Here is a 1,246-nt window from a genome sequence, read left to right on the forward strand (position 1 = left end):
TTACAACAACAAGAAAGTAGTGAACTTATTAATAGATTTAAAACTGAGATTAATAATCTTAAAAATGAATATAATACTACTTTAAATAAAGTTAATAGACTTGGTGGTGGATTTGAAGTTGGTCGTATTATAGCTACTCAAATGGTTCATGCTCGTAATCGTCAAGAAAATTATAATAATCTTCTTAATTGGGCTAATAATGTTTTAAATCAAGATATTACAAATAATCATATTGAAGATGTTGATATTAATTCTGCTAAGAATGGTATTTATCAACATATTATTAATAGTATTCAAAGAGATATTAAAACTATTCAAGATAACGCTGCAATTAATAATTCTGTTAAACAAGAACGTATTGCTCAATTAAATGAACGTCTAGATGCTATTAATAAACTTTATATCCCTATTGATATTGAAAATAAAAATGATATTCAATCAGCTATTCAACTTCAAAAACAATATAATGAAGTATTTAAAGATTTAGCAGAAGTTGTTAATGCTGAGATTAATGTTGAGGTTAATAAAAATCAACTTAATCTATCTGATGATAATATTAAATCTCGTATAACTTATCTTAATAACTTCTTTGATAATAGTCGTAAAAGGATTGTTAATAAAGCTATGGACGATTTACGTAATGCTTATAAACAATATGGTAAAGAATATGTTAATTCTGTTATTAAAGATGCTAATAATGGTAATAAACCTAATATAGATAAAACTATTCGAGATGCTTATGCCGCACTTGATTTAAGTTCTAAAGGTAATGAACATCTTAAAACTACATTAGAACAATTAGCTGAAATTGCAGAGATTGAAAATGATGTTAATAATGCTCCTAAAGAGGAAGAAGTTGCTCCTGTTAATCCTGATATTAATGAAGTTAATGAAGTTAATGAAACTGATGTAGATGATACTAACTCATCTCCATCCTCCACGGGGAGTATAGCGGAGCGAAGCGAAGCGGTTCCTAGTGAGCCTACTAATACTGAACAACCTCAATCTCAAACTGAACAACCAATTTCTCAAGAACCTATTAGTACTCCTAAACCTGAAATTAATAATACTCTTCCAGATGATGAATTTGAACGCGGTCAAATAGGTACTGATTTAGTTTATGAAAGTATTGCTGATTTAGAAGATTCTCTTGGGCATGAATCAACTAGTAGTGATTTACTTAATGCAAGACAATCTTTTATTGATAAACTTAGTCAAGCTGGATTTGAACAAACAGAAGCTGCTG

1 protein-coding gene is annotated in these 1,246 nt (G+C 28.7%); it reads left to right on the forward strand.

What is annotated here, in order from left to right:
• The coding region (locus DXN04_RS35140) for a hypothetical protein (RefSeq protein ID WP_158569343.1) at positions 1–1,246 on the forward strand (1,246 nt) is incomplete at both ends.

Source organism: Chitinophaga silvisoli, from assembly GCF_003412465.1.
GTDB classification, from domain to species: domain Bacteria; phylum Bacteroidota; class Bacteroidia; order Chitinophagales; family Chitinophagaceae; genus Chitinophaga; species Chitinophaga silvisoli.